21 protein-coding genes are annotated in these 25,918 nt (G+C 61.1%); 13 read left to right on the forward strand and 8 right to left on the reverse strand.

From position 1 onward, the window contains the following. Positions 1-226: 226 nt before the first annotated feature. The 3 genes from AC0IXA_RS12930 to AC0IXA_RS12940 all read left to right on the forward strand — a co-directional run bounded on the left by AC0IXA_RS12930 (position 227) and on the right by AC0IXA_RS12940 (position 6,967). Positions 227-3,502, forward strand: coding sequence for a transglutaminase family protein (locus tag AC0IXA_RS12930; protein ID WP_471813326.1), 3,276 nt, complete (start codon positions 227-229; stop codon positions 3,500-3,502). 88 nt (positions 3,503-3,590) lie between these two features. Next, entirely contained in the window at positions 3,591-6,077 is a 2,487-nt protein-coding gene (locus AC0IXA_RS12935) for a circularly permuted type 2 ATP-grasp protein (protein WP_471813328.1), read from the forward strand. After that, complete coding sequence (locus AC0IXA_RS12940) at positions 6,077-6,967, forward strand: transglutaminase family protein (RefSeq protein ID WP_056787573.1); 891 nt, start codon at positions 6,077-6,079, stop codon at positions 6,965-6,967. Before AC0IXA_RS12935 ends, AC0IXA_RS12940 begins: the two co-directional genes overlap by 1 nt. Positions 6,968-7,176: 209 nt before the next feature. Here the strand turns inward: AC0IXA_RS12940 and AC0IXA_RS12945 are convergent, their stop codons facing one another. After that, positions 7,177-7,365, reverse strand: coding sequence for a hypothetical protein (locus tag AC0IXA_RS12945; RefSeq protein WP_039756918.1), 189 nt, complete (start codon positions 7,363-7,365; stop codon positions 7,177-7,179). A gap of 68 nt (positions 7,366-7,433) precedes the next feature. Next, positions 7,434-8,021, reverse strand: a complete 588-nt coding sequence (locus tag AC0IXA_RS12950; RefSeq protein WP_024011379.1) for an LOG family protein — start codon at positions 8,019-8,021, stop codon at positions 7,434-7,436. A 342-nt stretch (positions 8,022-8,363) separates the two neighbouring features. On the opposite strand from AC0IXA_RS12950, the gene azu reads away from it, so the two are divergent. Continuing rightward, complete coding sequence (azu, locus tag AC0IXA_RS12955; RefSeq protein ID WP_016771925.1) at positions 8,364-8,807, forward strand: azurin; 444 nt, start codon at positions 8,364-8,366, stop codon at positions 8,805-8,807. A 166-nt stretch (positions 8,808-8,973) separates the two neighbouring features. Here the strand turns inward: azu and nadE are convergent, their stop codons facing one another. From nadE to AC0IXA_RS12970, 3 genes are all read right to left on the reverse strand, one after another. After that, positions 8,974-9,801, reverse strand: coding sequence for an ammonia-dependent NAD(+) synthetase (nadE, locus tag AC0IXA_RS12960; protein WP_016771924.1), 828 nt, complete (start codon positions 9,799-9,801; stop codon positions 8,974-8,976). Positions 9,802-9,805: 4 nt separating this feature from the next. After that, entirely contained in the window at positions 9,806-11,029 is a 1,224-nt protein-coding gene (gene pncB, locus AC0IXA_RS12965; RefSeq protein WP_024011382.1) for a nicotinate phosphoribosyltransferase, read from the reverse strand. A gap of 213 nt (positions 11,030-11,242) precedes the next feature. Further along, positions 11,243-12,142, reverse strand: coding sequence for a LysR family transcriptional regulator (locus AC0IXA_RS12970; RefSeq protein WP_071174249.1), 900 nt, complete (start codon positions 12,140-12,142; stop codon positions 11,243-11,245). A gap of 164 nt (positions 12,143-12,306) precedes the next feature. Between AC0IXA_RS12970 and amaB the strand changes: the two genes are divergently transcribed. The 9 genes from amaB (at position 12,307) to AC0IXA_RS13015 (ending at position 23,307) form a co-directional block, all read left to right on the forward strand. Further along, on the forward strand, positions 12,307-13,797 hold the full coding sequence (amaB, locus tag AC0IXA_RS12975) for an L-piperidine-6-carboxylate dehydrogenase (RefSeq protein ID WP_471813332.1): 1,491 nt from the start codon (positions 12,307-12,309) through the stop codon (positions 13,795-13,797). Between the two features lie 90 nt (positions 13,798-13,887). Further along, positions 13,888-15,171: an L-pipecolate oxidase gene (amaA, locus tag AC0IXA_RS12980; protein ID WP_471813334.1), complete on the forward strand. Its 1,284-nt coding sequence runs from the start codon at positions 13,888-13,890 to the stop codon at positions 15,169-15,171. A 368-nt stretch (positions 15,172-15,539) separates the two neighbouring features. Next, complete coding sequence (locus AC0IXA_RS12985; RefSeq protein ID WP_041480713.1) at positions 15,540-16,673, forward strand: ABC transporter substrate-binding protein; 1,134 nt, start codon at positions 15,540-15,542, stop codon at positions 16,671-16,673. A gap of 241 nt (positions 16,674-16,914) precedes the next feature. Next, on the forward strand, positions 16,915-17,829 hold the full coding sequence (locus tag AC0IXA_RS12990; RefSeq protein ID WP_016771918.1) for an ABC transporter permease subunit: 915 nt from the start codon (positions 16,915-16,917) through the stop codon (positions 17,827-17,829). A 3-nt stretch (positions 17,830-17,832) separates the two neighbouring features. Next, on the forward strand, positions 17,833-19,134 hold the full coding sequence (gene livM, locus AC0IXA_RS12995) for a high-affinity branched-chain amino acid ABC transporter permease LivM (RefSeq protein ID WP_016771917.1): 1,302 nt from the start codon (positions 17,833-17,835) through the stop codon (positions 19,132-19,134). Beyond that, positions 19,131-20,003 carry an ABC transporter ATP-binding protein gene (locus AC0IXA_RS13000; RefSeq protein ID WP_016771916.1) on the forward strand — a complete coding sequence of 291 codons (873 nt, stop codon included), beginning with the start codon at positions 19,131-19,133 and terminating at the stop codon, positions 20,001-20,003. Before livM ends, AC0IXA_RS13000 begins: the two co-directional genes overlap by 4 nt. Beyond that, positions 20,000-20,716 (forward strand): ABC transporter ATP-binding protein, encoded by a 717-nt coding sequence (locus AC0IXA_RS13005; protein WP_016771915.1) that lies wholly within the window; start codon positions 20,000-20,002, stop codon positions 20,714-20,716. The genes AC0IXA_RS13000 and AC0IXA_RS13005 overlap by 4 nt, the downstream gene beginning before the upstream one ends. Positions 20,717-21,459: 743 nt before the next feature. After that, entirely contained in the window at positions 21,460-22,224 is a 765-nt protein-coding gene (locus tag AC0IXA_RS13010) for an SDR family oxidoreductase (protein ID WP_016771914.1), read from the forward strand. A 177-nt stretch (positions 22,225-22,401) separates the two neighbouring features. Then, on the forward strand, positions 22,402-23,307 hold the full coding sequence (locus AC0IXA_RS13015; RefSeq protein ID WP_076565455.1) for a cation diffusion facilitator family transporter: 906 nt from the start codon (positions 22,402-22,404) through the stop codon (positions 23,305-23,307). Positions 23,308-23,483: 176 nt separating this feature from the next. On the opposite strand, the gene AC0IXA_RS13020 is transcribed toward AC0IXA_RS13015, so the two are convergent. From AC0IXA_RS13020 to ureG, 3 genes are all read right to left on the reverse strand, one after another. Continuing rightward, positions 23,484-24,617 carry an AGE family epimerase/isomerase gene (locus AC0IXA_RS13020; RefSeq protein ID WP_341638495.1) on the reverse strand — a complete coding sequence of 378 codons (1,134 nt, stop codon included), beginning with the start codon at positions 24,615-24,617 and terminating at the stop codon, positions 23,484-23,486. A 73-nt stretch (positions 24,618-24,690) separates the two neighbouring features. Continuing rightward, positions 24,691-25,269, reverse strand: a complete 579-nt coding sequence (locus AC0IXA_RS13025) for a HupE/UreJ family protein (protein ID WP_471813337.1) — start codon at positions 25,267-25,269, stop codon at positions 24,691-24,693. Positions 25,270-25,296: 27 nt separating this feature from the next. Beyond that, positions 25,297-25,911, reverse strand: coding sequence for an urease accessory protein UreG (ureG, locus tag AC0IXA_RS13030; protein WP_016771910.1), 615 nt, complete (start codon positions 25,909-25,911; stop codon positions 25,297-25,299). Positions 25,912-25,918 lie beyond the last annotated feature (7 nt).

Consider the following 25,918-nt stretch of genomic DNA (forward strand, 5'->3'; position numbering starts at 1 on the left):
GGAACGCATTCCACATGTGGGAGCGAGCCTGCTCGCGAAAGCGTCCGATCAAACGCGGCATCAGCTGTTGCTTGCCACAAATAGAAGCAAACTCGCCAAAGCATTTCCTCGCATCGCCCGGTTTTGGTGCTGTACTGCCTTGAGCATTTCGCGAAAGCGCGCAAGCCTGTGCATGGCATAAGTCTTGCGCGCTTTCCCATACGCCCAGGCTCGCAGGAGGCACGCCGTGTCGATTCATGTCGCATTGCATCACGTCACGCATTATCGCTACGACCGCGCTGTCGAACTCGGCCCGCAGATCGTCCGCCTGCGCCCGGCGCCCCACAGCCGCACGCGAATTCTTTCCTATGCGCTGAAAGTCTCGCCCGAGCAGCATTTCATCAACTGGCAGCAAGACCCCCAGGGCAATTACCTGGCACGCCTGGTGTTCCCGGAAAAAACCGCAGAGCTGCGCATCGAAGTCGATCTGGTCGCGGAAATGGCGGTGTTCAATCCGTTCGATTTCTTCCTCGAACCGTACGCCGAGCGAATCCCGTTCAGCTACGCCGCCGACGAGCGCAAGGAGCTGGCGCCGTACCTCGAAACCCTGCCGCTGACGCCAACGTTCAAGGCTTACCTGGACAGCATCGACCGCACGCCACTGCCGGCGGTGGATTTTCTGGTGGCGCTCAATCAGCGCCTCAGCGAAGACATCGGCTACCTGATCCGCATGGAGCCCGGCGTGCAGACTCCGGAGCACACACTGCAACACGCCTCCGGTTCCTGCCGTGATTCGGCATGGTTGCTGGTGCAGCTGTTGCGTAATCTCGGTCTGGCGGCGCGGTTTGTTTCCGGCTACCTGATTCAACTGACCGCCGATGTGAAAAGCCTCGACGGCCCGTCCGGCACCGACGTCGACTTCACCGACCTGCATGCCTGGTGCGAGGTGTATCTGCCGGGGGCCGGCTGGATCGGCCTCGATGCCACGTCCGGGTTGTTCGCCGGGGAGGGTCATATTCCGTTGGCCTGCAGTCCCGATCCGTCCTCGGCGGCACCGATCAGTGGTCTGGTCGAGCCTTGCGAGACGCAGTTCAGCCACGAAATGTCGGTCGAGCGAATCTGGGAAGCGCCACGTGTCACCAAGCCCTACACCGATGAACAGTGGCGGGCGATCCAGGCGCTGGGGCGGCAGATCGATGCCGATCTGCTCGAAGGCGATGTGCGCCTGACCATGGGCGGCGAGCCGACCTTCGTCTCCATCGACGACCCGGACGGCGCCGAATGGAACACCGCCGCGCTGGGGCCGGACAAGCGTCGGCTGTCCGCCGAACTGTTTCAACGCATGCGCAAGCAATATGCACCGCAGGGGCTGGTGCATTTCGGTCAGGGCAAGTGGTATCCCGGCGAGCAGTTGCCGCGCTGGTCGCTCAATTGTTACTGGCGCCGCGACGGTCAGCCGATCTGGCACAACGACGCGTTGATCGCCGACGAACAGCAGGACTACGGCGCCGACGGCGAACTGGCCGGACGTTTTCTGGCCAGTGTCGCCGAGCGCCTGAAGTTGCCGGCTCGCTTCGTCTTCCCGGCTTACGAGGATCATCTCTATTACCTCTGGCGCGAGGGCGCGTTGCCCGGCAACGTCAGCGCCGAAGATTCGCGTCTGGAAGAGCCATTGGAGCGCGCCCGGTTGCGCAAGGTCTTCAGTCAGGGCCTGAACAAGGTGATCGGTCACGTGCTGCCGCTGGCGCGCACGGCCAAGGGCGATCAATGGCAGAGCGGGCGTTGGTATCTGCGTGATGAGGACTGTCGCCTGGTGCCAGGCGATTCGCCGCTGGGTTATCGCTTGCCGCTGGCGTCGCAGCCTTGGGTGAAAGCGGCGGAATATCCTTTCATCCATCCCACTGACCCGAATCAGGACTTTGCTGCACTGCCGGATGCCGCGCAGCTCGGGCTTCACGGCGAACCTGCTGCGCCGGATGAGCGGGTGCCGAAAATCGATGAGTCCGCTGACTGGCTGACCCGCACCGCATTCTGCGCCGAGGCCCGCGAAGGGCGGCTGTATCTGTTCATGCCGCCGCTGGAGCGGGTCGAGGATTATCTGGAACTGGTCTCGGCCATTGAGGCCACCGCCGAAGAATTGCATTGCCCGGTGCTGCTGGAAGGCTATGAACCACCGAGTGATCCGCGCCTGAGCAATTTCCGTGTCACTCCGGACCTGGGCGTGATCGAGGTCAACGTGCAGCCATCGGCGAGCTGGGACGAGTTGGTCGAGCGCACCGAGTTTCTCTACGAACAGGCACGGCAAACCCGGCTGACCACCGAGAAGTTCATGATCGACGGACGCCACACCGGCACCGGCGGCGGCAATCATTTCGTCCTCGGCGGCGCGACACCGGCGGACTCACCGTTTCTGCGGCGGCCGGATCTGCTGCGCAGCCTGATCAGTTACTGGCACAACCATCCTTCGCTGTCGTACCTGTTTTCCGGCCTCTTCATCGGCCCGACGTCCCAAGCGCCACGGGTCGACGAGGCGCGTAATGACGCCTTGTACGAACTGGAAATCGCTTTCGCGCAGATGCCGGAACCGGGCGAGGAATGTGCGCCGTGGCTGGTCGATCGACTGTTGCGCAATCTGCTGATCGACGTCACCGGCAATACCCATCGCGCCGAATTCTGCATCGACAAACTGTATTCACCGGACGGCGCCACCGGGCGTCTCGGCTTGCTGGAACTGCGCGCTTTTGAAATGCCGCCCCATGCGCGCATGAGTCTGGCTCAGCAGTTGTTGCTGCGGGCACTGGTCGCGCGGTTCTGGCGCGAGCCTTATGCGCCGGCGAAACTGGCACGCTGGGGCACCGAGCTGCACGATCGCTTTTTGCTGCCGCACTTTATCGAAGAGGATTTCGCCGACGTCATCGTCGAACTCAATAACGCCGGCTATCCGTTGCGTGCGGAGTGGTTCGCGGCGCATCTGGAGTTTCGTTTTCCCAAGGTCGGCGACTACGCCGTCAATGGCATCGAGCTGGAGCTGCGTCAGGCGCTTGAACCCTGGCACGTGCTGGGCGAGGAGGGCTCGGCGGGCGGCACGGTGCGCTACGTCGATTCATCGCTGGAGCGCTTGCAGGTCAAACTCAACGGCTTGCCGCCACAACGTTATTTGCTGACCTGCAACGGCGTCGCGGTGCCGTTGCACCCGACCGGGCGGGTGGGTGAGTTTGTCGCCGGGGTGCGCTTTCGGGCGTGGCAACCAGCCAACTGCCTGCATCCGACCATACCGGTGCACGCGCCGTTGGTGTTCGACCTGCTCGATACCTGGATGGGGCGTTCGCTGGGTGGTTGCCAGTACCACGTGGCCCATCCCGGTGGGCGCAATTACGAGACCTTGCCGGTCAATGCCAATGAAGCGGAGAGCCGGCGCATGGCGCGTTTCTTCCGCCTCGGACACACGCCGGGGAAACTTCCCGTACCCAAGGTAGAAACCAATGACGAGCTACCGATGACCATCGACCTGCGCCGTTACTAGAGCCTACGCAACACGCGGATTTTTCGTATATCCGCGTGTCATGTGCCTGCGTTAGTCTGACCGTTCCCTGCTGTCTGCCGAGCTTTCCATGCCTGACCTGTTAGACCGCTACCCGCTGACTGCGGGCACCTATCACGAACTGCTCGACGGCAGCGGCGCAGTGCGTGCGCATTGGCAGCGCCTGTTCGATCAGTTGCAGCGCAGCAGTCCAGCGCAACTGGTGCAGCGTCAGGCCTTGCTGGCGCGGCAGATTCAGGAAAACGGCGTCACCTATAACGTCTATGCCGATCCCAAGGGCGCTGACCGGCCGTGGGAGCTGGATCTGCTGCCCCATGTGATCGCGGCTGATGAATGGCAGCAATTGTCCGCCGGCATCGCTCAGCGTGCGCGCTTGCTCAACGCAGTGCTGGCGGATCTGTACGGTCCGCAGCGGTTGATCAGCGAAGGCCTGCTGCCCGCCGAGCTGGTATTCGGGCACAACAATTTTCTCTGGCCCTGTCAGGGCATTGCCCCGCCCGAGTCAGCCTTTTTGCATTTGTATGCCGTGGATCTGGCGCGCACGCCGGATGGTCGCTGGTGGGTCACTGCCGATCGCACCCAGGCGCCGTCCGGGGCCGGCTATGCGCTGGAAAACCGCACCATCGTCTCCCGCGCCTTTCCCGATTTGTACCGTGATCTGAAGGTTCAGCATCTGGCCGGTTTCTTCCGCACCTTGCAGGAAACTTTGGCCCGTCAGGCGCCGCAGGGCGATGACGCACCGCTGGTGGTGCTGCTGACGCCGGGGCGGTTCAACGAAAGTTATTTCGAACATCTGTATCTGGCCCGTCAGCTCGGTTATCCGCTGGTCGAGGGCGGCGATCTGACTGTGCGCAATGCCACGGTGTACCTGAAGACCCTCAGCGGCCTGCGTCGGGTGCACGCGATCATGCGCCGCCTCGACGATGATTTCTGCGACCCGCTGGAACTGCGTACCGACTCGGCGCTCGGCGTCCCCGGCCTGCTCGAAGCGGTGCGCCAAGGGCGGGTACTGGTCGCCAATGCGCTGGGCAGCGGCGTGCTGGAATCGCCAGGGCTGCTGGGGTTTCTGCCGAAGATCAATCAATACCTGTTCGGCGAAGAACTGATCCTGCCGTCGATCGCCACCTGGTGGTGCGGTGAAGCGCCAGTGCTGGCGCAGGCGCTGGAAAAACTTCCGGAGCTGTTGATCAAACCGGCGTTCCCGTCGCAGAGCTTCGCCCCGGTGTTCGGCCGTGATTTGAGTGACAGTCAGCGCCTCGAGCTGGCGCAGCGTATGCAGGCACGGCCTTATGCCTACGTCGCGCAAGAACTCGCACAACTGTCGCAGGCGCCGGTGTGGCAAGCCGAGGACGGTCATCTGCAACCCCGCGCGATCGGCATGCGCATGTATGCGGTGGCCAGCCACGATGGCTACCGCGTGTTGCCGGGTGGTCTGACCCGAGTGGCGGCCGATGCCGATGCCGAAGTGGTGTCGATGCAGCGCGGCGGGGCGAGCAAGGACACCTGGGTGCTCAGCGATCGTGCGCCAAGTGGCGGGCAGTGGAAGGCGCAACGCAGTGTCGGCGTGCACGATCTGGTGCGGCGCGATCCGTACCTGCCGTCGCGGGTGGTGGAAAACCTGTTCTGGTTCGGCCGCTACTGCGAACGCTGCGACGACAGCGCGCGGCTGCTGCGCATCATGCTCACGCGTTACGTCGATGGCGATGATCCGCAGGCGCTGCAAGCAGCGGTCGATCTCGGCGAGCGGCTGGCGCTGTTGCCGGATGAGGGCGAACTGCCGCAGCGCCTGCTCGCTGCGTTGCTGGGCGAGGATTGGTCGTTCAGCCTGCGCTCCAACTTGCAACGCCTGCAATGGGCCGCCTCGCAAGTGCGCGGCAAGCTGTCCCGGGAAAACTGGCAGGCGCTGGTCGAATTGCAGCGCGAGGCGCTGGAGCTGGAAGTCGATGAACCGGACTTCGGCGAACTGCTGGATTTTCTCAACCGTCTGGTGATGTCGCTGGCAGCGCTATCGGGGTTTGCGCTGGATGACATGACCCGCGACGAAGGCTGGCGTTTTCTGATGATTGGCCGGCGCATCGAACGCCTGCAATTTCTCAGCAGCAGCCTCGCCGCATTTCTGCGCGGTGCTGGTGCTTTTGATCAGGCCGGGCTGGAGTGGTTGCTGGAGTTGGGTAACAGCAGCATCACCTACCGCTCACGCTATCTGGCGGTGGCGCAATTGATTCCGGTGCTGGATTTGCTGCTGCTGGATGAGCAGAACCCCCACGCGGTGCTGTTTCAGCTGAAACTGGTCACCCGCACGCTGAAACGCCTGAACGACGATTTCGCCGCGCCTCGGGAAACCGCGCTGCCGCAACTGGTCGAGCGCCTGTCGCGGTTTGATCTCGGTTGTCTGGAAAATCCGTTGTTCGGCAAATCCAGCGTACGTGCCGCGCTGGATGGTCTGGCCGATCTGTTGCAGGACATCGCCGAGGCCAGCGGCCAGGTATCGGATCGTCTGGCCCTGCGCCATTTCGCCCATGTCGATGATGTCAGCCAGCGAACGGTGTCCGTGTGATGAGCGCTCAATATCAGATCTTCCACGACACCTGTTATCACTACGACAGCCCGGTCTCCCTCGCGCAGCAACTGGCGCACTTGTGGCCGCGCGAATGCAGCTGGCAGCGCTGCACCGAGCAGCAGTTGCTGATCAGCCCCGAGCCGACCATGCGCCGTGATGAACTGGACGTATTCGGCAATCCGTTGACGCGTCTGGCATTTGAACGGCCCCATGACCAATTGCAGGTCAACGCCCGGCTGACGGTCGAGGTGCTGGCGCGGCCGGCGCTGGATTTCAACCAGTCGCCAGCGTGGGAGCAGACCCGCGATGCGCTGACCTACAGCAGTCAGCCGTTGTCCGCCGACTTGCTCGAAGCCTGTCGCTACCGGTTCCAGTCACCTTATGTGCATTTGAAGCGCAGCTTCGTCGAGTTCTCGCAAAGCTGTTTTCCGCCAGGGCGACCGTTGCTGCTCGGGGTGCAGGCGCTGATGCAGAAGATCTTCAGCGAATTCACCTTCGATGCCGAAGCCACCCAGGTGGCGACGCCGCTGGTGGAAGTGCTGGAGCGTCGACGCGGCGTGTGTCAGGACTTCGCTCATCTGATGCTGGCCTGTGTGCGCTCGCGCGGTCTGGCGGCGCGTTATGTCAGCGGCTACCTGCTGACCCAGCCGCCGCCGGGGCAGCCACGCCTGATTGGCGCCGACGCCTCGCACGCGTGGGTATCGGTGTTCTGTCCGGTATCGGGCTGGGTGGATTTCGATCCGACCAACAATGTGCAGCCGGCGCTGGAACACATCACGCTGGCGTGGGGAAGGGATTTCTCCGATGTGTCGCCGCTGCGTGGGGTGATTCTCGGTGGCGGTAATCACGACCCTGAAGTGCGGGTTACGGTGATGCCTCAGAATTGATGAGTCTTCAAATGTGGGAGCGAGCCTGCTCGCGAAAGCGTCAGGTCAGCCAATAGATTTGTAACAGATATATCGCATTCGCGAGCAGGCTCGCTCCCACAAGGGATTTTGGTGTGTCAGAGAAAGCAGGGCTGTGAGGGCCGGCAGCAAAACCGCCAGCCCCGTCACAAATCCGCAGGGTCTGATTCGATCATCAAACCCGGTGGGGCTCAGGCGTCGGGCGCCTGATCTTTCGGTGCATCGGATGCATCAACATCATCATCGGTCGCCACTTCACCGTCAGGGTTCAGTGCCGCTTCTTCAGCGGTTTGCTTCTTGCGCTGAAGCTTTTCCTCTTTCTTCTGTTCCTTTGCCAGGTCTCGTTGACGTTTGGCGAAGGAGTAATTGGGTTTGGCCATGGGCGATCCTCTGGGGTCGAAGGTGAGGTTGAGCGGCGCGTATTCTGCCCTGTATCGGTGTCCGGGGGTTAACCGGGTTTTTGGTCGACCCACTTGGGCGTGACGGTCGGCTGCCACTGATCGAGGGCGTCGAGCAGGGAATCTGGCGATTCGCTCACTTGCAGCATGTCACGGTGTGGCGCGCGAACGAAGCCTTCGCCGACGATATGATCGAGAAAAGCCGTGAGCTTGCTGTAGAAACCGTTCACTTCCAGCAGCCCCAAAGGCTTGCCGTGATAGCCGAGCTGGCCCCAGGTCCAGACTTCGAACAGCTCTTCCAGCGTGCCGAGGCCGCCGGGCAGGGCGATGAATGCATCGCTGAGTTCGGCCATCCGCGCCTTGCGCGCATGCATGCCGTCGACCACTTCCAGGCGCGTCAGGCTCTTGTGGCCGATCTCCTTGTCCATCAGGCTTTGCGGAATGATGCCGATCACTTCGCCGCCAGCGGCCAGCGCGGCATCAGCCACAATGCCCATCAAGCCGACCGCGCCGCCGCCGTAGACCAGCGTCAGATTTCGCTCGGCCAATGCCCGGCCAAGGGCCACGGCAGCTTCAGTGTAGGCCGGCACGGTACCGGCGTTGGCACCGCAAAACACACAAACGGATTTCAGCGACATGCGTTACTCCTGAGTCGATCAGTCGCACAGGGTAACGGCTGGCACGCTGCGCTCCAAGGACTAGACTTCGCGTTCGGGTGATTCAAAAGTACCGCTGGCGCCACAAGCGTAGGCGGCGAGCAAGCTGCACAGCAAACCGTTGAAGAACATGACAGGCACTCCGTTTCAGTAGGTGGGCCGATCATAGGGCTGGCCCAACGAAATGGCCGTTAGATTGTGTCGATGAGTGTCATAGCCTGAAAGTTGTATACAATTTTTGACTCAAGTCATATGAACTTGCGATGATTTCAGGCAGTCTTTCCACCACTAGTGTTTTTGTTAACCCTGCCTTGGAGATTCACCATGTTTTCCAAAGTTGTTGCGGTATCCCTGCTGGCGCTGGCCAGCAGCCAATTGATGGCTGCCGAGTGCAAAACCACCGTTGATTCCACCGATCAGATGTCCTTCAACACCAAGGAAATCGTGATCGACAAGAGCTGTAAGACCTTCACCGTCGAACTGACCCACTCCGGCAGCCTGCCGAAGAACGTCATGGGCCATAACCTGGTGATCAGCAAAGAAGCTGACATGCAGCCGATTGCTACCGACGGCCTGGCAGCCGGTATCGACAAGAACTACCTGAAGGACGGCGACGCGCGCATCATCGCCCACACCAAGATCATCGGCGCCAAGGAAACCGACTCGGTGACCTTCGACGTTGCCAAGGTGGCTGACGGTGGCTACGGCTTCTTCTGCTCGTTCCCTGGCCACATCTCGATGATGAAAGGCACTATCGTCGTCAAGTAAACCAGACACAAAAAAAGCGTCCCCCCGGGACGCTTTTTTGTGTAGGAGCTGCCGAAGGCTGCGATCTTTTGATCTTGATCTTGAAAGCAAGATCAAAAGATCGCAGCCTCGTTGCACTCGTCAGCTCCTACAGGCTCCTACAGGCTCGTGCAGGCACTTCCATACCTCAAGGCGCAAACGGCATGACCCGCTTGTGATGAGTCTTGTTGTACGTATCAACGATGATCTTCGCCGCCTCGTCCCGCACCGTTTCCCCGTGCAGAAACGCATCGATCTCGGCATAGGTCACGCCATGCGCTGCTTCGTCCGGTTTGCCCGGCGAAAGATCTTCCAAGTCAGCAGTCGGCACTTTCTCGACCAGCGTTTCCGGCGCGCCAAAGCTGCGGGCAATCGCACGCACCTGATTTTTCACCAGGCCGCTGAGCGGGGCGAGGTCGCAGGCGCCATCGCCGAATTTGGTGAAGAAACCCATCACCGCTTCCGCCGCGTGGTCGGTGCCAATCACCAGACCGCCCGCCACCCCGGCAATCGTGTACTGCGCGACCATGCGCATCCGCGCCTTGGTATTGCCCAGCACGAAATCCACTGACGCCGCAGGTTTGCCTTCGAACGCCGACACCTGAGCCGCCAGCGCCTTGACCGCCGGGCCGATGTTCACGGTGTGGATTTCGTCAGGGGCGATGCAGTCGAGCGAGGCCTTGGCGTCGTGCTCGTCGAACTGGGTTTCGTAGGGCAGGCGCACGGCGATGAATTTGTAGCGGTCGTCGCCGGTCTTTTCGCGCAGTTCACGCACCGCGCGCTGGGCCAGGAGGCCGGCGGTCAGTGAATCGACGCCGCCGCTGATGCCTAGCACCAGGGTCTTGAGCCCGGAATTGACCAGACAGTCCTGAATGAACGTCAGGCGCCGGGCGACTTCGGCCTGCAGGGCCTGATCGTCGGCGAACGGTGGTTGCACCTTGAGCTGCTCAGCAATCTCACGCTGTACGGCTTGCATGAATTCACTCCTTGCTAGATAGACTGGATTCGGCAGGAACCTGAAACACATGTCGCAAATAGGCGACGAAATTCGGATCTTTGCAGTGGGTCTTGCCAGGCTCGTCGGAGATCTTCGCCACCGGCTGGCCGTTGCAGGCGGTCATTTTAAGCACGATGCTCATCGGTTCGACACCCGGGATATCGCAGGTGAGGTTGGTACCGATGCCGAAGCTCACATTGATGCGACCGTGCAGCGCGCGGAAAATCTCCAACGATTTCGGCAGGGTCAGACTGTCGGAGAACACCAGGGTCTTGCTCATCGGGTCGATGCCGAGCTTGTGGTAGTGCGCGATGCACTTTTCGCCCCACGCCACCGGGTCCCCGGAGTCATGGCGCAGACCGTCGAAGAGCTTGGCGAAGAACAGATCGAAATCGCCAAGAAACGCATCGGTGGTGATGCAATCGGTGAGGGCAATGCCGAGCAGGCCACGGTACTCGCGCACCCAGCAGTCGAGCGCGGCGATCTGGCTGTCGATCAGACGCGGGCCGAGTTGCTGATGGGCCATGATCCACTCATGGGCCATGGTGCCCAGCGGTTTCATGTCCAGTTCGCGGGACAGATGCACGTTGCTGGTACCGACGAAACGACCCGGGAAGTCGTGCTTGAGCACGTTGACCACTTCGGCCTGCACACCAAAGGAAAAGCGCCGGCGCGTGCCGAAATCGGCAACCTGCAGTTGCGACAGCTCATCGGCCGAGGCATTGGCGGTCAGCCAGTCGAACTTGCGATACAGCTGTTCGCGGGCCTGCTCCAGCGAAGTCTCCCGGTAGCGATAGCGATTGCGCACTTCGCTGACGATCGCCAGCAGCGGCACTTCGTAGAGGATCACATGCAGCCATGGCCCGCGCAGACGGATGAACAGTTCTCCGTTCTCGATGCCGGTGTGCAGGTAGCGCAGGTTGAAGCGGAACAGGCCAAGGAAGCGCAGAAAATCCGGTTTCAGGAAGCTGATGCGCTCGAGAAAACTCAACTGATCGGCACTCAGGCTCAGCTCGGCCAGACGTTCGATCTGATGGCGGATTTCGGCCAGATACGGACGCAGATCCTCGGCATTGCGGCAGCGGAACTCCCATTCGACTTCGACGTTGGGGTAGTTGTGCAGCACCGCCTGCATCATCGTCAGCTTGTAGAAGTCGGTGTCGAGCAGGTTCTGCACGATGCGATCGGCAAACACACTCTCGCTCATAAACGGGTCTCCAGTTGCGCCGCGCCTGGCGCGGTCTATATCGATGGCGCTAGTGGCGCATATCGGCGGTGGGGATTGCCAGCACTTTTTCAGAGCGCCGCAGATCCACTGTGAGAGCGAGCCTGCTCGCGAATGCGGTGTGTCAGTTAAAGATGATGTGGCTGACCCGACGCTTTCGCGAGCAGGCTCGCTCCCACAGGGATCCCGGTTGACTCACACCGGGCTATCGATTTGTTCAAGCATCCATTTGACAAAATCCCGCACCTTCGGCACTTCCGCCGCGTGCTCCGGGTAGGCCAGGTAATAGGCATCGCTGCTGGGCATCGCATGCTGCCAGGGTATGACCAGTTTGCCTTCGGCCAATTCCTCTTCCACCAGAAACCGCGGCAGCAGCGCCACGCCACATCCGACCTGGGCGGCGCGGATGCACATGTAAAAGGTTTCGAAACGCGGCCCGTGGTAGCTGTGTTCGGTGTGGTAACCCTGACTGTCGAACCAGTCATGCCAGGCCTGCGGTCGCGAGGCATTTTGCAGCAGCACCAGGTCGGTGAGTTGCGTCGGGTCAGTGAATGGCGTGTCCGGCAGGCTGCCCGGGGCGCAGACCGGTACCAGTTGTTCGCCGAACAATTTCAGGCATTCGGTGCCCGGACGCGAAGCCTGGCCGAAATAGAAGGCCAGATCGCTGCGCCCCTGCAACAGATCGTCGGCCTCCTGCTCGTTGCACAGATCCAGATGAATCGACGGATGGCGCAGGCGCCAGCCTTTCAGGCGCGGCACCAGCCAACGGGCGCCGAAAGTCGAAGGGGTGGAGACACGCAGGACTTCGGTCTCGCCGCCGTAGGAACGCAGGTAATGCGTCGACATCTCCACTTGGCTGAGGATTTTTCTGACCTCGACCAGATACAAATCCCCGGCCGGCGTCATCTGCAAGCGCCGACGCACGCGGCGGAACAGCAAGTGCTGCAACAGTTCTTCAAGCTGTGCGACCTGTTTGCTCACCGCACTCTGGGTCAGGTTCAGCTCTTCGGCGGCGCGGGTAAAACTCAGGTGCCGGGTCACGGCCTCGAAGCATTGCAGCGCGGTGATCGAGGGCAAGTGGCGTTTGTTCAGCATGGCCAGTCCTTTTTCTTGTCTTTCGCCAGGCAGCATGAATAAACGGAATGATATCTGGCGTAAAGGTCGTTTGTTGCATCGCCGCAGTGAGGCTACAACTAAAGGCCTGACCGGCCATGCGAAAGATGGCCGCACACATTCTGTTTTTGCTTGAGGAGAGACCGATGGTAGCCGCATTGCTTGATCGTCTGGGAGTCAACCCGGCCCTGTACCAGAACGGCAAAGTGCCGGTGCATTCGCCCATCGACGGCAGCGAAATTGCCTCGGTGAACTGGGAAGGCGCTGCCGAAGTCGAGCAACACATCAGTCGCGCAGATCATGCATTCGAGCACTGGCGCAAGGTGCCGGCACCGCGTCGCGGTGAGCTGGTGCGCCAGTTCGGCGAAGTGTTGCGCGAGTACAAGGCCGACCTTGGCGAGCTGGTATCGTGGGAGGCCGGCAAGATCACTCAGGAAGGTCTGGGTGAAGTGCAGGAGATGATCGACATCTGCGACTTCGCCGTTGGCCTGTCGCGCCAGTTGTACGGTCTGACCATCGCCTCCGAGCGCCCGGGCCACCATATGCGTGAAACCTGGCATCCGCTTGGCGTGGTCGGCGTCATCAGCGCGTTCAACTTCCCGGTCGCAGTGTGGGCGTGGAACACCACCCTGGCGCTGGTCTGCGGCAACCCGGTGGTGTGGAAACCGTCGGAGAAAACCCCGCTGACCGCGCTGGCCTGTCAGGCGCTGTTCGATCGCGTAGTGAAGAATTTCAGCGATGCCCCGGCGAGCCTGTGCCAGGTGGTGATCGGCGGTCGCGATGCCGGCGAAGCGCTGGTCGATGATCCGCGTGTCGCGCTGATCAGTGCCACCGGCAGCACGCGCATGGGCCGCGAAGTAGCGCCGAAAGTCGCCGCGCGTTTCGCCCGCAGCATTCTTGAGCTGGGTGGCAACAACGCGATGATCCTCGGCCCGAGCGCCGATCTGGACATGGCGGTGCGCGCGATTCTGTTCAGCGCCGTCGGCACCGCCGGGCAACGCTGCACGACCTTGCGTCGACTGATCGCTCATGAATCGGTCAAGGAAGAAATCGTCACCCGCCTCAAGGCTGCCTATTCGAAAGTACGTATCGGCCATCCGCTTGAAGGCAATCTGGTCGGCCCGCTGATCGACAAACACAGTTTTGAAAACATGCAGGACGCCTTGGAGCAGGCATTGAGCGAAGGCGGTCGGGTGTTTGGCGGCAAGCGTCAGCTCGAAGAGCAATACCCCAATGCCTATTACGTCTCGCCGGCCATCGTGGAAATGCCCGAGCAGAGCGACGTGGTCTGCAGCGAAACCTTCGCGCCGATTCTCTATGTGGTCGGCTACAGCGATTTCGAGGAAGCGCTGCGCCTGAACAATGCCGTGCCGCAAGGTCTGTCGTCGTGCATCTTCACCACCGATGTGCGCGAGGCTGAGCAGTTCATGTCGGCGGTCGGCAGCGACTGCGGCATCGCCAACGTCAACATCGGCCCGAGCGGCGCGGAAATCGGCGGTGCCTTTGGTGGCGAGAAAGAGACCGGCGGCGGCCGTGAGTCCGGCTCCGATGCCTGGCGCGCGTACATGCGCCGGCAGACCAACACCGTCAACTACTCGCTGGAATTGCCGTTGGCGCAGGGCATTACATTCGATTAAGCAGCTACAAGCTTCAAGCTACAAGCGTCAAGCAGACCGGCTTGCAGCTTGTAGCTTGGAGCTTGCGGCTGCTCCGACAGGAGCTTGGCAATGCCGTTACGCGAAGAATGTCTGTGGGAAAAGCTCACGCCACAACGGCCGGATAACACCGCGCTCAGTGGCGAGGTCAAGGTCGATGTCTGTGTGATCGGCGCCGGGTTCACCGGGTTGTCGGCGGCGCTGCATCTGTTGGAAAAAGGCAAAAGCGTCTGCGTGCTGGAAGCGCATCGTGCAGGGCATGGTGGCTCCGGGCGCAACGTCGGATTGGTCAACGCCGGCATGTGGATTCCTCCGGACGAGATCGAGGCCGGTTTCGGCGAGGCGGTCGGCAGTCAGCTCAACCGCATGCTCGGTGCGGCGCCGGCGCTGGTGTTCAGCCTTGTGGATAAATACCAGATCGATTGCCAATTGCGCCGCGAGGGCACCTTGCACATGGCGCACAACGCCAAGGGCGAGGCGGACCTGCGCAGTCGCGAACAGCAATGGAAGCGCCGTGGCGCGCCGGTCGAACTGCTCACCGGCAAGGCCTGCGAGCAAGCCACCGGCACGCAGAAAATCGCCGCCGCGCTGCTTGATCGTCGTGCTGGCACGCTCAATCCGATGGCCTATGTCACCGGGCTGGCCAGTGCGGTGCGCGGGCTCGGCGGGCAGATGTTCGATCATTCGCCGGTGACACGCCTTGAGCGCATCGGGCAGAACTGGTCGGTGCAGACCGCTCAGGGTTCGGTGCTCGCTGAACAAGTGGTCATCGCCTCCAACGCCTATACCGAAGGCGACTGGACCGAACTCAAGCGCAATTTCTTTCCCGGTTATTACTACCAGGTCGCCTCGGTGCCGCTCAGCGAAGATGCCGCGCAGGCAATTCTTCCGGGTGGGCAGGGCTCGTGGGACACCCGTCAGGTGCTGAGCAGCATCCGCCGCGACAAGGACGGGCGCCTGTTGCTCGGCAGCCTCGGCAATGGCAACCAGAAACCGACCTGGTTTCTCAAAGCCTGGGCTGATCGGGTGCAGCAGCATTATTTCCCCAATCTGAAGCCGGTCGAGTGGGAATGCACCTGGACCGGGCGCATTGCATTCACTCCTGATCACTTGATGCGCCTGTTCGAACCGGCGCCGGGACTGGTAGCCGTCACCGGTTATAACGGTCGCGGCGTCACCACCGGCACGGTCGTCGGCAAAGCCTTCGCCGATTACCTGTGCAACGGTGATCCGCAGGCACTGCCGATTCCCTTCGCACCGATGCAGCCCCTGGCTGGTGTGGGCTTGCGCAGTTGCCTGTACGAGGCCGGTTTTTCCCTGTATCACGCGGGCCAGTGCCTGCGCATCGTCATTTGAGTGTTGAAATTTGTTGCCGCAAGCGGCGCTTTTGCATCCAGCGACTAGCCTGTAATGGTGCGGGTTGTAGCAGTCCCGCACCAGCAGTGTGCAGTTCGGTGACGCGGGCTGTTACAGGCTGGTTGCACGTCGTTTGCCGCTGCGGTTGCAATGATGGCGCGCGCGGGTTGCGCCTGAATAAATTTACGGTTTCACCTTCCGCGGTTTAGACGGTTGCACGCCCAATGAAAATGGGAACGAAACAGTCGAAATAACAACAACGCAGCGACTTTTTGAAGAATAAAAAACCGATGGCACGGGCCTTGCTCTGCGCTTTGAGTGAAGTGAAGTCGCAGTGCCAACTAAAAAAAACCTTGGAGCACCACCTCATGTCCCAGACGTTTTACAAGAAAGGCTTTCTGGCCCTCGCAGTCGCTACTGCGCTGGGTGTTTCTGCGTTTGCTCAAGCTGATATAAAGATCGGTGTAGCGGGTCCTATGACCGGTGCCAACGCGGCATTCGGCGAGCAGTACATGAAGGGTGCACAGGCGGCGGCCGATGCGGTCAACGCGGCGGGTGGCGTCAATGGGGAAAAAATCGTCCTGGTCAAAGGCGATGACGCCTGCGAACCGAAGCAGGCAGTGACGGTCGCCAAGGACCTCACCAACCAGAAAGTCGCCGGCGTGGTCGGCCACTTCTGCTCCTCGTCGACCATTCCAGCCTCGGAAATCTACGACGAAGCCGGGATCATCGCGATCACCCCGGGCTCGACCAACCCGCAAGTTACCGAACGCGGCCTCAGCGCCATGTTCCGTATGTGCGGACGTGACGACCAGCAAGGCATCGTCGCCGGCGATTACATCGTCGACATGCTCAAGGGCAAGAAGGTTGTCGTGCTGCACGACAAGGACACCTACGGCCAAGGTCTGGCAGACGCCACCAAGGCTCAGCTGGAAAAACGCGGCGTCAAGCCTGTGCTGTACGAAGGCCTGACCCGTGGCGAGAAAGACTTCAGCACCATCGTCACCAAGATCCGTGGCGCCGGCGCCGATGTCGTCTACTTCGGCGGCCTGCACCCGGAAGCCGGTCCGCTGGTTCGCCAGCTGCGTGAACAAGGTCTGAAAGACGTCAAGTTCATGTCCGACGACGGCATCGTGACCGACGAACTGGTGACCACCGCTGGCGGCCCGCAATTCACCGATGGCGTGCTGATGACCTTCGGCGCCGACCCGCGCCTGTTGCCTGAAAGCAAGACCGTAGTGGACGCGTTCCGCAAGGCCGGTACCGAGCCTGAGGGCTACACCCTGTACGCCTACGCCTCGGTTCAGACCCTGGCGGCAGCGTTCAACGGCGCGAAGAAAAACGACGGCGAAGCCGCTGCCAAGTGGCTGAAGGCCAACCCGGTGAAAACCGTGATGGGCGAGAAGACCTGGGACGCCAAAGGCGACCTGAAAGTCTCCGACTACGTGGTTTACCAGTGGGACAAGGACGGCAAATACCACCAGCTGGAAAAGCAGAAGTAAGGGCTGAAGCGATCACTCGGCTCACTTGAAACCCTGTGGGAGCGGGCTTGCCCGCGATGGCGTCAGGTCAATCGACACACAAGTTGGCTGATCCACCGCTATCGCTGGCAAGCCAGCTCCCCCAGGATTCAGTGGCGATCGGGCTGATCACGCTCCGACATTGCTCCGACGTACATCTGTATTTTTCCTAGAAGAACCGCGCACCCGTGGTGCGCAGGTTCTCACTGCGTGAGATTGCGTTATGGATGGTATTTTCCTGCAGCAACTGGTCAATGGCCTGACCCTCGGGTCGGTCTATGGCCTGATCGCCATCGGCTACACAATGGTCTACGGCATCATCGGCATGATCAACTTCGCCCACGGCGAGGTTTACATGATTTCCGCTTACCTGGCGGCAATCAGTCTGGCTCTGCTGGCTTACTTCGGTATCGAATCCTTCCCGCTGCTGATGCTCGGCACGCTGATCTTCACCATCGTCGTCACGGCGGTGTATGGCTGGGTCATCGAGCGTGTTGCCTACAAACCCCTGCGTAACTCGACCCGCCTGGCGCCGCTGATCAGCGCCATCGGTATTTCGCTGATTCTGCAGAACTACGCACAGATCGCTCAGGGCGCCAAACAACAGGGCGTACCTACGCTGCTGACCGGTGCCTGGCGTGTTGAAGTCGGCACCGGCTTCGTACAACTGACCTACACCAAAGTCTTCATCCTGATCGCCGCGTTTGTCGGCATGGGGCTGCTGACCTACGTCATCAAATACACCAAGCTCGGCCGCATGTGCCGCGCGACCCAGCAAGACCGCAAGATGGCCTCGATCCTGGGGATCAACACCGACCGGGTGATTTCCTACGTGTTCATCATCGGTGCAGCCATGGCCGCACTGGCCGGTGTGCTGATCACCATGAACTACGGCACGTTCGACTTCTATGCCGGCTTCATCATCGGCATCAAGGCGTTCACCGCAGCGGTTCTGGGCGGCATCGGTTCACTGCCCGGCGCGATGCTCGGCGGGATCATCCTCGGCATCTCCGAGTCGCTGTTCTCCGGTCTGGTCAACTCCGACTACAAAGACGTGTTCAGTTTCTCGCTGCTCGTCCTCGTACTGGTCTTCCGGCCGCAGGGCCTGTTGGGCCGTCCTCTTGTGTCGAAGGTGTAAGCGATGTCTGCAACCACTGAAAAATCCATCGATATCAAAAAAAGTCTGGTCGAGGCGATTCTTGCCGGCCTGATTGCGCTGATCGTGTTCGGGCCGATTGTCGGCGTGGTCCTCGACGGCTACAGCTTCAACCTCGAAGCGACCCGCGTGGCGTGGATCATTGCCATCGTCATGGCCGGTCGCTTTGCCCTCAGCCTGTTCCTGCAAACGCCCAAGGGCCTGAAGATCCTCGACGGGTTCGAGAGCAGCGGTTCCGGCGTGCACGTGCTGCCGGCAGATTACAAATCGCGGCTGCGCTGGATCATCCCGCTGATCATTGTGCTGGCTATCATCGTGCCGTTTGTCTCCAACTCCTATCTGCTGGGGGTGGTCATCCTCGGTTTGATCTACGTGCTGCTGGGGCTGGGGCTGAACATCGTGGTCGGTCTGGCCGGGCTGCTCGACCTTGGTTACGTGGCGTTCTACGCCATCGGTGCCTACGGTCTGGCGCTGGGTTACCAATATCTGGGTCTGGGCTTCTGGACCGTGCTGCCGCTGGCGGCGATCACCGCAGGCCTGGCCGGTTGCATTCTCGGTTTCCCGGTGTTGCGTCTGCACGGTGACTATCTGGCGATCGTGACCCTGGGTTTCGGTGAAATCATTCGTCTGGTGCTGAACAACTGGCTGTCCCTGACCGGCGGCCCGAACGGCATGCCGGCGCCACTGCCGACGTTCTTCGGCCTGGAGTTCGGCAAGCGGGCGAAGGATGGCGGAGTACCGTTCCATGAGTTCTTCGGCCTGACCTACAACCCGGACGTGAAGTATTACTTCATCTACGCGGTGCTGTTCCTGGTGGTGCTGGCGGTGTTGTACGTCAAGCATCGGCTGGTGAAGATGCCGGTGGGTCGCGCCTGGGAAGCCCTGCGCGAAGATGAAATCGCCTGCCGCTCGATGGGCCTCAACCACGTGCTGGTCAAACTCTCGGCGTTCACCATCGGTGCGTCGACGGCGGGTCTGGCCGGGGTGTTCTTCGCCACCTATCAAGGCTTCGTCAACCCGACCTCGTTCACCTTCTTCGAATCGGCGCTGATCCTCGCCATCGTCGTGCTCGGCGGCATGGGCTCGACCATTGGCGTAGTCATCGCCGCGTTTGTGCTCACCGTCGCTCCGGAACTGCTGCGCGGCTTCGCTGAATACCGCGTGCTGCTGTTCGGCATCCTGATGGTGTTGATGATGATCTGGCGACCACGCGGGCTGATCCGCATCAGCCGCACCGGGGTCAAACCACGCAAAGGTGCCATTCACTACGAGAGGACTGCGCCATGAGTGAAGTCGTACTCTCTGTTGAAAAACTGATGATGCATTTCGGTGGCATCAAGGCGTTGAGCGATGTCAGCCTGAAGGTCAAACGCAATTCGATCTTCGCCCTGATCGGACCCAATGGTGCCGGCAAGACCACGGTGTTCAACTGCCTGACCGGTTTCTACAAGGCCACGGGCGGCAAGATCGAACTCAACGTGCGCGGCCAGCAGACCAACGTCATCCAGTTGCTGGGCGAGTCGTTCAAACCGACCGATTTCGTCTCGCCGAAATCCTTCCTCAGCCGCATGTACTACAAAATGTTCGGCGGTACTCATCTGGTGAACCGTGCAGGTCTGGCTCGGACGTTCCAGAACATTCGCCTGTTCAAGGAAATGTCGGTGCTGGAAAACCTGCTGGTGGCGCAGCACATGTGGGTCAACCGCAACATGCTCGCCGGTATTCTCAACACCAAGGGCTATCGCAAGGCCGAGAGCGATGCGCTGGATGTCGCGTTCTACTGGCTGGAAGTGGTCGATCTGGTCGACTGCGCCAACCGTCTCGCCGGTGAACTCTCGTACGGCCAACAACGCCGTCTGGAGATCGCTCGGGCCATGTGCACGCGGCCGCAGATCATTTGCCTCGACGAACCGGCCGCTGGCCTCAACCCTCAGGAAACCGAAGCGCTCAGCGCGATGATCCGGCTGCTGCGCGACGAGCACGATCTGACCGTGGTGCTGATCGAACACGACATGGGCATGGTCATGAGCATTTCCGATCACATCGTGGTTCTCGACCACGGCATCGTCATCGCCGAAGGCGGGCCGGAAGCGATCCGCAACGATCCGAAAGTGATCGCGGCCTATCTGGGCGCCGACGAAGAGGAGCTGGTATGAGCCAACCGATCCTCGAACTACGCAATCTGGACGTGTTCTACGGCCCGATCCAGGCGCTCAAAGGCGTTTCTTTGCAGATCAACGAAGGCGAAACCGTCAGCCTGATCGGCTCCAACGGTGCCGGCAAGTCGACCCTGCTGATGTCGATCTTCGGCCAGCCACGAGCGGCGGGCGGGCAGATTCTCTATCAGGGCGTCGATATCACGCAGAAGTCCTCGCACTACATCGCCTCCAACGGTATTGCGCAGTCGCCGGAAGGGCGCCGGGTGTTCCCGGACATGACCGTCGAGGAAAACCTGCTGATGGGCACCATCCCGATTGGCGACAAGTACGCCAAAGAGGACATGCAGCGCATGTTCGAGCTGTTCCCACGGCTTGAAGAGCGGCGCAATCAGCGGGCGATGACCATGTCTGGCGGTGAACAGCAGATGCTCGCCATCGCCCGTGCGCTGATGAGCCGGCCGAAGCTGTTGCTGCTCGATGAGCCGAGCCTGGGTCTGGCACCGATCGTGGTGAAGCAGATTTTCGCCACGCTACGCGAGCTGGCGAAAACCGGGATGACGATTTTCCTCGTCGAGCAGAACGCCAACCATGCGCTGAAGCTGTCGGACCGGGCGTATGTGATGGTCAACGGCGAGATTCGCCTGACCGGCACCGGCAAAGAACTGCTGGTGAATGAGGAGGTGCGTAACGCCTATCTGGGCGGGCACTGATTCTTCTCGCGGTTGTACACAGCCCCGGCGACGAGAGTCCCGGGGTTTTTTATTTTTGGGATCCACCACAGGTAAATTGGGTAATTCCCGAAATTGTGGAAAACAAATTCTCCAAGCTGCCAAAGCGCGACATATAGACGCTGCAAATGGCTGTTTTTCCACAGTTTTGACTTGTCCCCGGTTACTGTGGAACTGGCTGTGAATAACGTGGGTGTATATGGTTGCAGGCCTTGTAATCCGTGGCCTCCGGGCTTGTGATTGTTTTTTGATCAGTCAGTTTAAAGCAGGCGTGAGGCGCCATTGTCAACCTTTTTATAGCGCATCCAGGTCGGGTACTGTTGTGTGTAAAAGCCTGTGGATAAGTCTGTGACTAAACTCTGGAAAGACCTCGCGGAGCGCCGTAATTGCTGGCCTCGCGCAATCACCCGGTTGCACCGTCCGTCGTGCAAAATGCCCTGTGCCGCACATCCCCCGCCTCACGGTCAAGCAAAAAACTTTCCATTTCGCCCGCAAAGCCTTGTGTGGCGCGGCTTTGCGCGTTTGCACTTGCCCCCGGAAACTGTGGAGCAGACTGTGGATAACATGCGTGCACATGGCTACAGGCCACGCTGGCTATGGCCTCGGCAGGTCTGGTTGATTTTTGTACAGCTGGCAAGTGTTGCCCGTATCCGCGAGGGCGGGCATGCTGCCTGCTGATTTTCTATTCCAAGGGCTGCCGTGGCGGCCGAAGCAAGGAGAACACGATGTCCGACACCCTGTTTATCACCGGCGCGACGTCCGGTTTTGGTGAAGCCTGTGCCCGGCGTTTTGCCGAGGCTGGCTGGAAGCTGGTACTGACCGGCCGTCGTGAAGAACGCCTCAATGCCCTGTGCGCTGAACTGTCGAAGCAGACCGAAGTGCATGGTCTGGTTCTCGATGTGCGTGATCGCAAGGCGATGGAGGAGGCGATCGCCAACCTGCCGCCGTCGTTTGCCAAACTCCGAGGCCTGATCAACAACGCCGGCCTGGCGCTCGGTGTCGACCCCGCGCCGAAGTGCGATCTGGATGACTGGGACACCATGGTCGACACCAACGTCAAAGGCCTGATGTACGCCACCCGCCTGCTGCTGCCTCGGCTGATCGCCCACGGCCGTGGCGCCGGTATCGTCAACCTCGGTTCCATCGCCGGTAACTACCCGTACCCGGGCAGCCACGTGTATGGCGCGAGCAAAGCCTTCGTCAAACAGTTCTCGCTGAACCTGCGTTGCGACTTGCAAGGCACTGGCGTGCGGGTCAGCAACATTGAGCCCGGCCTGTGCGAAAGCGAGTTCTCGCTGGTGCGTTTTGCCGGTGACCAGGAACGCTACAACGCCACTTACGCCGGCGCCGAGCCGATCCAGCCGCAGGACATCGCCGAGACGATCTTCTGGGTCATGAACACCCCGGCGCATATCAACATCAACAGCCTGGAGCTGATGCCGGTGAGCCAGACCTGGGCCGGGTTTGCCATCGAGCGTAACAAGGCTTGATACCGCGCTGAGGCCATTCGCGAGCAGGCTCGCTCCCACAGGAGAATGCATTCCAAACTGTGGGAGCGAGCCTGCTCGCGAAAAGGCCGGCACAGGCAAAACAGGACGATAAGCTAAACTCCGCACTCAACCAGCCCACTGCATTCGGCGGTGTGCAAGGTTTCATGAGGAGTTCAAGTGAGTAACCGAGGTGAGCAGGCACTGCTCAAACAGTCGACGCTGCTGATGCTGGCGGTGTCGATTGCCGGGATCGTCACCGGTTTTGTTTCAGGTTCGCAATCCATCCTGTTCGATGGCTTTTTTTCGCTGATCGCGACATTCATCAAAATCCTGATGCTGATCACCGCCCGGCTGATCGCCAAGCAAAGCAATCAGCGTTTCCAGTTCGGCTTCTGGCATCTGGAGCCGATGGTGCTGCTGATCGAGGGTAGCTTCCTGCTGTTGATCGCCATCTACGCCTTTCTCAACGGTGTGTTCGGCATCATCAATGGTGGCCGTGATATCGAGTTGGGTCTGGTGATCGTCTACGCGGCGGTATTCACCGTCGTCGAGTTCGCCTACTTCTTCTACGTGCGCCGGCGTAATCGCACGCTCAAATCCAGCCTGATCCAGTTCGACAACATCAGTTGGCTGGTCGACGCGATGCTCTCGGTGGGGTTGTTGATCAGTTTCCTCGCCGCGCTGCTGCTCAAGTCCCAGGGCTATGGCGAGTGGGCGGTGTATGTCGACCCGCTGATCCTGATCGTGCTGGCGCTGACCATGCTGCCCCCGGCGTTGAAGATCCTCGGCCCGGCGTTGCGTGATGTGCTGGGAATCGCCCCGGACACTCTGGATGAGCAGGTCAGGCAGGTCATGGAGGTGGCGAAGGTCGAGCATGGTTTCGACGATTACGTGTCCTACGTGCAAAAGCACGGCCGGGCGCGGTTCATCGAAATTCATGTGGTGTTGCCGGCGGATTATCCGCTGCGCAATGTCGCGCAGCTGGACGCGCTACGTGAGCAGATATCGGCGCAGTTGGGCGAGCCGGATGCGGCGAGGTGGCTGACGATCAGCTTCACCGGGGACAAGAAGTGGATTGCCTGATCTGATCCGGATGTCTGCTGAGAACACAGTTGTGGCGAGGGGATTTATTGTGGCGAGGGGATTTATCCCCGTTGGGGCGCGCAGCGGCCCCGCTCTTTTCAGGGCCGCTACGCGCCCCAACGGGGAAATCCCCTCGCCACGGTAACCCTCTAGCCCCAAATCCTGCTTTGCACGGGTCAGCGAAGATATTCAGCCAGGCCGACGTAGCAAGTCGCCAAATGATAAGGCGTGGTCGAAGGCATGTCCTTGCGGCTGACCTCTCCATTCTCATCGCGACACTCATGCCAGCCGCCGGCATGCAGAAACCGCTGCTGCAACGCCTGCAACTGGCGCAGCACCACTGCTTCGCTGTCCGCCCGCATGGTCAGCGCGCGCAGGTATTCGGCTTGAGCCCAGATCCGCTGGGTCGAATCCCTGGGCCGGCCATTGCTTTCCAGATCAAGCATCGCCCGCACCGCGCCGCAGGACTCCAGCACGCCGTACTGCTCGGTAAAGGCAAATGCCCGATCCAGCGCCCGGTGCAGTTTCGAATCGCGCAACAGCGCCGACGATTCGAGCAGGAAATACCATTCGAACTGGTGTCCCGGCTCGTACCAGTTATCCACAGCACCCAGCGGCTTCTCCATCAACACGCCGTATTGCGGATCGACGAACTGCTTGTGCATGGCTGTGCATAACTCAAGCAGGGCCTTCTGCGTTTGCGGGTCTTCACGCACGGCGAGGGTCGCCAGAAAAGCTTCGGCCAGATGCATCAGCGGATTTTGCAGTGGCCCGGTTTGCAGGGTGAGCCAATCACGCTCAAGGCAGGCTTCGTACAAACCGTCGCCGGTGGCGAATCGGCGGCCGATGATTTCCAGCGCGGCGTTCAATGTCGACTCGGCCAGCGAATCCCGAGACTTGTCCCAGTAATGCGCGCAGGCGAACAGGATGAAGGCGTGGGTGTAGAGATCCTTGCGCTGGTCCAGCGGCTTGCCCTGTGCGTCGATGCTGTAGAACCAGCCGCCGTGCTCGGCATCATGGAAATGCCGTTGCAGCGAACGGAACAACGCGGCGGCGCGGACTTCGGCGTTATCCACAACCCCGATCAGGCTGGAGAACAGATACAGCTGCCGTGCGCAGGCCATCGCCCGATAGCGCTGCACTGGCAACGGCTGGTGTGTAGCGTCCAGCGCCTCATAGGGCAACGCCATGTCGGCATTCCAGCCCGGGCCTTGCCACAGCGGCACGATCACGTCGAGGAAGTGCTGCTGCACTTGGCCAAACAGGGCGGTCAATTCGGGCAGGGCGGTGGAGCGGGAAGCGTGGGGCATGGGCGGGCGTCACGGGCTGGGGCGATTGCGCGACATGGTAGCAGAGAGCACTGCTTGAGAGAGGCGGTGTCTGTCAGGCCGTCTTCGCGAGCAACCACACCCCAGTCGCCGCCGAAGCCGCACCCGCCAACCGCACCAGCGGCGCCGCTGCCTGCGGAAGAACTCGCACCACGCCATAACCGAGTGCATGCAACACCGCCGTCGCGGCCACAAACCCGGCCGCATACGCCCACGGGCTGCTCATGTCCGGCAGCTCCAGCCCATGCGCCACGCCATGGAACAGCGCAAACAGCGCCGTCGCTGCCACCGCCATCACCAGCGGCGGACGCACTGCCAGTGCCACGGCCAGGCCCAGCGCCAATACCGAGGCGGCTATCCCGCTCTCCAGCGCCGGCAACTCCAGCCCTTCAAAACCGAGCAAACCTCCGAGCAACATGGTGCCGACAAAGGTGCACGGCAGCGCCCAGCGCGCCGCGCCTTGTTGCTGCGCCGCCCACAAACCGACGGCGAGCATTGCCAGCAAGTGGTCGAGCCCGCCGATCGGGTGGCTGATGCCCGCGACGAGGCCGCTGTCGCCATGCCCCGGATGAGCGAACGCCAGTGCCGGTGTCAGCAGCAACGCCAGAGCGCCAAGAATGCGTTTGAGTGTCATGGATAAGCTTCCTTGTGGATAAGTGGATCAGGCGGCGGTCAGCAGGCCCTGACGTTCGATGAAGGCGATGATTTCTTCGAGGCCCTGACCGGTTTTCTGGTTGCTGAACACGAACGGCTTGCCGTTGCGCATGCGTTTGGTGTCGCTGTCCATCATTTCCAGCGAGGCGCCCACCAGTGGCGCGAGGTCGATCTTGTTGATCACCAGCAGGTCGGACTTGCAGATCCCCGGGCCGCCCTTGCGCGGCAGCTTGTCGCCGGCGGAGACGTCGATCACGTAGATGGTCAGATCCGACAGCTCCGGGCTGAAGGTCGCCGAGAGGTTGTCGCCGCCGGACTCCACCAGAATCAGATCCAGCCCGGGAAAGCGCCGGTTCAGTTGATCGACCGCTTCGAGGTTGATCGAGGCGTCTTCACGGATCGCCGTGTGCGGGCAGCCGCCGGTTTCCACGCCGATGATCCGCTCCGGCGCGAGGGCTTCGTTGCGCACCAGGAAATCGGCGTCTTCGCGGGTGTAGATGTCGTTGGTGACCACGGCGAGGTTGTAGCGCTCGCGCAGGGCCAGGCACAGGGCGAGTGTCAGCGCAGTTTTGCCGGAACCGACCGGGCCGCCGATGCCGACGCGCAGAGGTTGTGTATCCATTTCATTC

The sequence above is a fragment of the Pseudomonas sp. AC083 genome, assembly GCF_979253165.1.